Source organism: Trinickia sp., from assembly GCF_051954495.1.
Taxonomy (GTDB): Bacteria; Pseudomonadota; Gammaproteobacteria; order Burkholderiales; family Burkholderiaceae; genus Trinickia.
Window position 1 is genome coordinate 1 of the sequence record NZ_JBQCHR010000084.1, and the last position, 8,954, is coordinate 8,954.

General features: G+C 62.5%; 5 protein-coding genes. All 5 read left to right on the forward strand.

Annotated features, from left to right (window positions below; genetic code table 11):
* The first annotated feature begins 218 nt into the window (after positions 1-218).
* Positions 219-2,351, forward strand: a complete 2,133-nt coding sequence (locus ACTHNR_RS11830; protein ID WP_440547807.1) for a two-partner secretion domain-containing protein — start codon at positions 219-221, stop codon at positions 2,349-2,351.
* A gap of 23 nt (positions 2,352-2,374) precedes the next feature.
* Positions 2,375-4,174: a ShlB/FhaC/HecB family hemolysin secretion/activation protein gene (locus tag ACTHNR_RS11835; RefSeq protein WP_440547808.1), complete on the forward strand. Its 1,800-nt coding sequence runs from the start codon at positions 2,375-2,377 to the stop codon at positions 4,172-4,174.
* Positions 4,175-4,232: 58 nt separating this feature from the next.
* Positions 4,233-5,144, forward strand: a complete 912-nt coding sequence (locus ACTHNR_RS11840) for a peptidyl-prolyl cis-trans isomerase (RefSeq protein ID WP_440547809.1) — start codon at positions 4,233-4,235, stop codon at positions 5,142-5,144.
* A gap of 62 nt (positions 5,145-5,206) precedes the next feature.
* Positions 5,207-5,824, forward strand: a complete 618-nt coding sequence (locus tag ACTHNR_RS11845) for a CC0125/CC1285 family lipoprotein (RefSeq protein ID WP_440547810.1) — start codon at positions 5,207-5,209, stop codon at positions 5,822-5,824.
* Positions 5,825-6,041: 217 nt separating this feature from the next.
* On the forward strand, positions 6,042-8,954 hold a 2,913-nt coding region (locus ACTHNR_RS11850; protein ID WP_440547811.1), incomplete at its 3' end, for a beta strand repeat-containing protein.

Genomic DNA, 8,954 nt, shown 5'->3' on the forward strand with positions numbered 1-8,954 from the left:
CCCCCCACCCCACCTATGCCTCCCTAGCAACCCCCCGATAGATTTTTCAAATCGATTCATCGGTTGAATCTTGATACGATCCGCCACGCGGTTCCGAGGGGTGCCGCCGCGGTCCCAATCGATGGGTATCCGAGGCGGAGCAGTGAAACAATGAACGAGAGCGCCGAGCGCAAAGACCGCCTTGAAGCGGCTGTGACGCATCGGCGATACAGACCAAAATGCAATTACGGAAACACCGTGCGGGGTTCACGGGTAAGACCGTTGAATCGAGGCTAGCGCTGTCTTTGCGCGCTGGCCGGCATCTAAAAACGGCCACGTTGCTGGCCTTCTTGCTGACAAGCGCCGCGCAAGCGGGCGCAGCACCGGGCATCGTCGCCGACGGCGGCACGAACACGGCCGTCACCACAGCGGGCAACGGCCGGCAAACGGTATCGATCGCGCCGTCCGTCAACGGCGTGTCGAACAACACCTATTCGAATTTCAACGTCGGCCGCGCAGGCGCGACGCTCGACAACTCGAGCGCGAACGCCCGCACGATCGTCAACCAGGTCACGAGCACGAACCCGAGCTTGATCGAAGGCGAGATCGCTGTCTCTGGCTCGCGTGCGAACGTCGTGCTGGCCAATCCGAACGGCATCACCGTCAACGGCGGCTCGTTCGTCAACACAGGGCACGTCGCGCTCACGACAGGCCAAGTGAGCTTCTCCGATGTCCAGCTGGCGCCCGGCCAGTTTCAACGCAACGTCCTGCTCAACACACAAGGCGGAACGATCACCATTGGGCACGATGGCCTTGCGGGCACGCTCATCGGGCTCGAACTGATCGCAAAGCAAATTCAGTTGAATGGTCCCGTCACCAATTCGTTTTCGTCGTCGACGGCCTACGTGCGAGCGGTAGCGGGTACTTCGCAAGCCACGCTCAACACCGGCGTTTCGCCCGACGATAACAACAACGATTGGCTGTCGCTCGCCAACGCCCAAGCCACGAATCGGAACGCCATAGCCATCGACTTAGAACCGGCCGGCAGCATCACCGCGGGCAGCATCAAGCTCGTCGCCACCGATCTTGGCGCAGGCGTGCGCAGCGCGGGGACACTGCTTGCCAATGCGGGCGACTTCACGTTGACGGCGGCCGGAGATGTGCAACTGCTCAGCGCAAGCACCGTAAAGGTTGCAGGCAACGCGTCGATTCAAACCAGCGGCGCGCTTTCGCTGACAGCCGCGAACCTTGCCGCGGGAGGCTCGATCGTCGCAAAGGCGAATGGCGTGACCGTGGCGAACGATGGTGTGCAAGGGTCGACGGTCGTATCCGGCAACAGCGGCGTCGTGATGCAGAGCACGGGAGACTTGTCCCTAACGAGCAGCCTGCTTCAAGGTGCGACGCGCATACAAGGCAACAACGATTCGCTCGGTGCGGTGACGTTGTCGGCCACGGGCAACGTAACGAATGCATCGGATACGACGCAGCCAACCACACTGGGTGTCGTCTACGGTCAAAACGACGATGTGTCGATCCATGCCGGCGGCAACGTCGTCAATCGCAATGCGCGTATCGAATCGAACAACGGTGTGACGATCGGAGCGGGCGGCGACATCGACAACATCATCGACCACACAACCGGGATCAACGGCGGGCAACCGACGAGCTACTCCGACCACGGTCACCGCTTTCTGATCTTCACCGCCAACGACAACGGCTTATCCGTGGACTACGGCGCACTGCAAGCGCCCACACAGCAGTCGTACATCTTCGCCGGCAGCGGCGATATCTCGCTGACAGGCCGCAACATCACGAACGACGGCGGCACCATCAGCACGAATGACGGTAAGGTGACGATTGCGGCGCAACAGCAATTCGTCAATCAGGCCGTCTTCACAGGGCAAGCCTCGTACCACCAATCGTGTTTCATCTTTTGTCATGAAAGCGCGTCGAGCACGGTGCAGCCGTTCGGCGGCGCAATCGAAGCCAATGGCGACATTTCGATCTCGGCGGGAACACAAGTGCTCAACGTCGGTGGGCTCGTGTACTCGTACAGCGGCAACCTGACCTTGCGCGCGCCCACGATAACCGCACGTGGCGTCACGGGTTATACCGCCTACAATCGCGACTTCGGGCTCAAGGCATGGTTCGGCAATAGCTGGGCGGCCATCTATGCCGCCGATGACGGCGGGCTGTTCTCGGCCGCGTCGGGCCAGGTCACGCTCGTCGGGCAAGGTATCGTCGATGGCGGTTCGTTCTCCGGCGCCCACGGCGTCACGGCGTCGAATGGCATCGTCACGATCCGGCCGCCGCAACGTACGCCGGTGACGATTGGCGGTCATTTGGGATTGGTGTCGTGGATAGGTCTGTAGCCGCGGCACTCACGCGATTGTCGATGGCGCTGGCTCTAGCGTGGCCGGCTTGCCAGGCCGCCGCGCAAACCGTGCCGCCGCCGCGTCCGGTGCAACCGGCTGTTCCGCCGCTGGCTGCTCCGCCGTTGCCGACGGTGCAAGATCCTGGGCAGCGGCTGCTCGACGACGAACGCGCGCGCCAGCGGCAGCGAGACCTGAACGCGGCCCCGGCGCAGATCGAAGCCGGCCCAACGACGTTGCCGGCTGCGCCGAATCTGCCGGAAGGCGCGGACGTGGAATCGCTGCCCGATCCGGGTCCGACGTTCCTGATCGATCGCATCGCGTTTTCCGGCGTAAAAGTGCTGTCGGACGCGCAGCTCGATGATGTCACGCGGCCCTTCATCGGCAAGCACTTGGGCCGTAATCGAATCGATCTGCTGTTGCGTCGCTTGACCGAGGCCTACATCGCCCACGGGTACATCACGACGCGCGTTTATCTGAGTACGCCTCAGCATCTTGCGACAGGCACGTTAGCCGTGACGATCGTGCCTGGCCGCATCGAAGCGATGATGCTTAACGGCGCGCCGCTCAGGCCCGCACCTGCGTTGCCCAAGAGCGGGTTACCTAACACGAAGGGCGGTGGTCTGGTTACGGATGCAGGCACGGCGTGGGCTTTTCCGGAAGGCGTTGGCGACGTGTTGCGGTTGCCCGATCTGGAGCAAGGCGTCGACCAAATCAATCGCTTGCGGCGCAATCAGGCGCAAATTCAGATCCTGCCGGGGCAGGCGGCCGGCGATTCGATTGTGGCGATCACCAATCCGTACGGGTCACGCTTCAACTACAACCTCGGCGTGGACAACTACGGCGATCCGTCCACAGGCAAGCTCCGCTATCGAGGCGGCGCCGAAGCGGACAACGTGCTGGGTTTTCAGGAGTCGTTGGGACTCTCGTATGTCGGCAGCACCGATACGAATGCGGTCGTGCTGTCGGCGGCGGTGCCGTTCGGATTCCAGACCGTCAGCTACACGACGTCGGTGTCCGAATACCAGCAGTTGATCGGCGATACCGCACTGCTTTACGGACGCACCTTCAGCCAGATCTTGGGCTGGAACGATGTCGTCGCGCGCTCGGCCACCTCGCGCTTGTCGGTCGACGCCACGCTGACCAAGCTCAGCACTCAACGCAACGTCAACGATCTCGACCTGGCACCGGCGAACTTGACGGTTTTTCGTTTGGCGTTGTCGGGGCTGTGGCATTTCGCGGCGAACAATCGACCGGCGGCGCTAACGGCCGAATTCGGCATCGCTCAAGGTTTGCCGTGGCTCGCCGCGTCACATGACGAGCACGGTATCGGCGAAGCGGAAGCCCATTCGCAGTTCATACGTGCCGATTGGAACGCGACGCTACAGCTGCCGCTCGGCAGTATCGGTCCAACCGATTGGACATATCGCGGGACGCTCAACGGGCAGTACAGCCACGATGCGCTCTTCGGCAACGAGCAGATCTTCCTTGGCGGAAGCGATACCGTGCGCGGCTTCTCGCAGGCCGCGGTCAGCGGCGATAGCGGCTTCTATCTGCGAAACGAATGGGTTTGGTCGAATGCGCCTGCTTGGCGTGACGCGCATTGGGAGCCATATGTGTTCCTCGACGGCGGCAAAGCGCATCTCGTTGCACAAGGGGGATGGCCGTCGATGGCCGGCGTGGGCGTCGGCGCCCGCGTGCAGTGGACGTTTCATTCGCAGTCGATTTCGGGCGAGGTGCTCGCAGGGCAGGCACTGCTGCAGCCCGCCGCGCTCGGGCCGAAATCGCGCGTGTTGCTTTTCACATTGAATTGGGCGACCTAAGGCGCGTTCTTGCGCTCCATGGCGTCTTCAACATCCAACCGATAGACAGGGTCATACGATGCAAAACGAAATCAATCAAGGCAACCGGACCACGGCTTTCGTGCGAGGTGTAGCCGCAGCCGTCGTGCTGTCCGCCATCATCGCGCCGGCGTTCGCCGCACAAAAGCAGAGCGCGCCCGCGACGGCACAAGCGGCTTCGTCCGCTGGAGCATTGCTGCCCGCGGGCGTCGTTGCGCGCGTCAACGGTGTGTCAATTGCACAAACGGATGTCGACGCCGCGGTGCGTCAATCCGGCAAGCCCGATTCGCCCGCGCTGCGTGCGGCGATGAAGAACGAGCTCATCGCACGCGAGCTGTTCCGTCAGGCAGCGCAGAAGCAGCACTACGACACGCATGCCGACGTCAAGGCGAGCCTCGAGCAAGCTAAAACGATGCTGATGATGCAGGCGTATTTGCGCGACGCCGTGAAGCCGGTGCCCGTGACGGATGCGGACGTGAAGGCGAAGTACGACGCGATCGTGGCGTCGCTCGGTCAGAACGAATACAAGCCGAGCGCGATCGTCGTAAAGGACGCCGCGACGGCGCAGACCGTGCTCGAGCAACTGAAGAAGAAGGGGGCCGACTTCTCCCAGCTCGCGAAGCAATACAGCCAAGCGCCGAGCGCTGTGCAAGGCGGCTCGCTCAATTGGGTGTCGTTCAAGACGCCGATTACCGAAGGGCAGACGCAAGGATGGCCGCAGCCGCTTGCCGAAGCGCTCGTGAAATTGCCGCAGGGCGCGGTGTCGAGCACGCCGGTGCAAGTGGGGGATGCGTTCTGGATCCTGCGCGTCGATCAAATGCGGCCGACGCAGATTCCGACGTTCGATCAATCGAAGGATCAGCTTCGTAAGGAGCTCGAGCAAGTCGCGGTGGCGAAGGCGACGGCGCAGGTGGTGACCGATTTGGTCAAGAGCGCGCATATCGAGCAGTAATCCATACGAGTTGCTGTCGCCGAGTTCGAATTTCTAATAAAAGTAGGCCGACGGGGTAAAAAATGACGATGAAACGGGTGGTTTCCATTTGTGCGTTGGCTGCGATCACCGCATTGGCCGGTTGCGCGACGCCGTATCAGGCTGTCGGGCTGACGGGCGGCTATACAGGCAAGCAGGTCGACGACCAAACCTATCACGTTCAGTTCTCTGGGAATGGTTATACGTCGAAGGATATGGTCCACAAGTACTTTATGTACCGTTGCGCCGAAGTGACGCAACAGCACGGGTACAAGTACTTCATGATCATTCCGGCGGCGATAACGGGGTCGCTCCCGCCGGAGAAGGACTTCGTTCGAGGAACGGGCTTCGATCGCAACATGATGCGCAAAGTGCACGTCACGGCGCCCGTGATCATCTATGGCGGCGGCGGGTCGGTCTACTGGACCAACTCCAGCGACATTCGCATGTTCAATGACGACGCGGTGATCTCCACCAAGATCATCGGCTGGGAGGCGTCGGAGGTGATCGACGATTTGGGCGGATACGTGCACAGCGGTGGGCAGACTGCTGGGACCATCCCATCGGCTTGGGTTTTCGAACCGGGGCATCCGAAAGTTCGAGCGCAGGATCTGCTGCCGACGGCTCCCACCGCCCCGCAAAAACCGACTAGCGCAAGCTGATCGATACGCGGTGTCGAGCCCGCGTTCGTGGGCTCGATGACGATAGGCGACTGCTAAAACAAAACGAATCGCTGGTACAAAAACGATGAACAGGCCGACCCGGGGTAGCTGGCAACAGCTGGAACAAGCGCGCGCAGCGCGTGAGCAACTGCAATTGCGAGCGGACGAGCGAGGTGCCGAACGGGCATCGCGTTCCTATCGCATTTGGCAACGCACGGTGAGTGCGCTCGTTGCGGCTACCCTATTCGTCGGCCCGATCACGGTGACGGTCGAGCAAGGCCGCGCAGCGGCCGGTGTGCTCGCGGCAGGCAGTCGTCGTTTAGACGACCAAGCCTGGCGTGTGATTCAAGACCTGGCTTCCCTGCGCGTTCGCTTTGCGATGCAAACAGCGCAGGCGGGTGCGATCGTCGATCCGACAGCGCCGCTTTCATTCCAACCGAAGATCACGCAATCGACGGGAGCGGGCGGCGGCGTGCCCGTGATCAACATCACGGCGCCGAATTCGGCGGGTATCTCCCTCAACCAGTACCAAAGCTTCAACGTCGACCCGGTCGGGTTGATCCTCAACAACAGCCTGCAGGGCGGCACGACGCTTACGGGCGGCAACGTTGCGGCTAACCCGAACCTGAGCGGCCGCACGGCTGGTGTGATCGTGAACCAGGTCACTTCGACCGGCAGTGCGTTCGCAAGCGTGCTTAATGGACCGTTAGAAGTGTTCGGTGCGCCGGCCACGGTGATCATCGCGAACCCGAACGGGATCGCGGTGCGAGGCGCGGGCTTCACGAACACGATAGGCGTGACGCTGACCACGGGTACGCCGCGATTCCTTTCGTCGATCGGCGGCTCGCAAACGGACTTCACGAATGCCCAAGCGGTGGCGTACGACGTGAAGGGCGGCCACATTCAGATCGAAGGGAACGCGGGCACGAATGGACCGGGGTCGGGGATCGAAGGCACGGTCGGCACGATCGATTTGATCGGCGAGACGGTCGGGATCAACGCGCCGCTGTATGCCGGCACGCGGATCAACGTGATCGCGGGCGATCAGGTGGTGAGCCCAAGCGCCTCGGACGCGACAGGCACAACCTACGCCACGCAAGCGAACTCGAGCGCGAATACGCTCGCCTCGATCGGCAATGCAACGCAAGGCTATGTCATCGACGCCACGAGCTTCGGCGCGATGACGGCGGGGCAGATCTCGGTTGTGGGCACGGCGCAAGGCATGGGCGTTCGCACGGACGGGGCGCTAGCGGCCAACGCGGGGAACTTGACCCTTTCTTCGGACGGGGATTTGACGGTCGGGAATCACGCGGCGCAGCAGAACGTGACGATTACGAGCGCGGGTAATGCGGCGTTGTCGGGGACGGGATTGGGTATCGGCGGATACACGCTGTCGGCGGGCGGTGACGTGACGTCCACGGGCACCATTCAGTCGCAGTCGAACCTATCGCTTACGGCGGGCGGCAACATCAACGTGGCGAACGCTCAGTCGGCCGGCGACATGACGATGGTAGGCGGCGCCAGCATCACCACCGGTGATCTGCAGAGCGGCGGCAGCTTGTCGCTGACGACGCAAGGCTCCGGCGGCTCCTGCGACATTACGCTGAACGGCACGAGCATCGTAGCCGGCGCAACGACGGTGCAGGCGGCAACAGATATCAATGTCAACGGTCAAACGGCGAGCAATACGTTTCAGGCGAGGGCGCAGCGAGATGTGAACCTCAACGCTGCATTGCAGACGTCGGGTGACATCGCGTTGATCGCAACCAGCGGCAACGTTACCTCGAATGCGAACGTCAACAGTGTGGGCAACCTCGCCCTATCCGCGGGACAAACCATCGCGATCAACGCGCAATCGACGGCTCAACGTGCAGTGACGTTGACGGCCGGGGGAGCGATCGCCGTCGGCGGCTCGCTCGCCAGTGGGACGTCGCTCAACGCCAACGCCACGGGCGCTTTTGGCGTCGCTGGGTCGTTGCTGATTGGCACGGATGCCTCGATCTCGGCGAGCAGTATCGATGTGCCTGGTGTATTCATCGCACAGGGCAACGGCGCATTGAACGCGCAAGGCGACATCACGGGCGCAGGTTCGATCGCTTTCGGTCAAAGCGGCTCGCTCACCGGTGGGCAAGACATATCGGTGACCGGAAAGATTCTGTCCAACGCGCTGCAGATCACGGCGGCGAACTCGGTGGCCCTCTCGAGCGTGCAGGCCGGCGATGCGCTTTCCGTGGTGGCGAACGGCAACGCGGGCGGCGGGGATGTCAGCTTTCACGGCCCGGCAGCCGCGGTGGGGGCGACGAGCGTGCACGCCGCGCGCGACGTGATCGTCAACGGGACGTTGGCCGGCGGTGCACAAGTGAACGTCACGGGGCAGCGAAACGTGACGATTGCGAACACGGGCACAGTGCAGTCCGTTGGCGATCTGACGGTGGCCGCCTCGACAGGTGATGTTCAATCGAACGGGACGATCAACAGCGGCGGCAAGCTTTCGACTACCGCCGGCGAGGACATTGCGCTGAGCGGTGCGACGACCGTGAGCGGCGATACGTCCTTAATGGCTGGCCGGGATGTCGTGAACAGCGGCACGCTCGCGGGTCAGGGCGGTGCAGTGCTTAACGCAGGTCACGACGTCACCCTGGGAGGCGCCAGCGGTTTCAGCCGCGATGCGACGGTCGCGGCGTCTCACGACGTTGTTATCTCCGGTTCGCTTCAAGCGAACAATGTAGGGCTTCATGCCGCGAACTCCGCTGAACTGAACAACGTTCAGGCGAACGCGGCTTTGTCGGTGATTGCCGATGGCAATGCGGGCGGCGGCGACATCGCGATCAATGGGTCCGTGACATCGCACGCCAACGCGACATTGAGCGCGGTGGGCTCTGCGTCGGTCGCCGGCACCCTTGCTTCGTCGGCAGGGCTCGGCATCACCTCCGCGCTGGACACGTCGATCGCAGGGACGGTGCAGTCCAATGGAAGCATGACGTTGACGAGCACGTCGGGGTCATTGAGCAATGCCGGCGTAGTGGAGTCAGGCACTGACTTGGCGATAAACGCCGCGAAGTCGATCGACCTTGGTGCGAACACGACGTCGGCGCTGGGCAATATGTCAGCGAGCGCTGGACAGGACATC